Below are 240 nucleotides of genomic sequence, written 5' to 3' on the forward strand. Positions count from 1 at the left end.
AACCGTCCCGTGGCCGGGATACCCGGTGCCGTGCCCGGCAGCAGGCCGTGACGGGCCATCAGTTTATGGACGGTGCTGCTGGCGGGTATGCGGTGTCCCTGGTCTTCAAGCCAGCGCTTAATCTTGCGCGCGCCCCAGCGCTCATGGCGGGCATGCGCCATGCGCAGCAGGTCAGTGATGTCGTCCGGAGAACGGTTCGGAGAATGATGAGGTGCGCGGGAGCGGTCCTGAAGACCGGAT

Annotated in this window: 1 protein-coding gene; it reads right to left on the reverse strand. The window is 65.8% G+C overall.

Annotated elements, in window-relative coordinates; all coding sequences use genetic code 11:
- A partial coding sequence (locus KW828_RS21785; RefSeq protein ID WP_218338310.1) for a helix-turn-helix domain-containing protein occupies nt 1-240 on the reverse strand: 240 nt, incomplete at both ends.

Source organism: Enterobacter sp. ENT03 (genome assembly GCF_019218745.1).
GTDB lineage: Bacteria > Pseudomonadota > Gammaproteobacteria > Enterobacterales > Enterobacteriaceae > Enterobacter_D.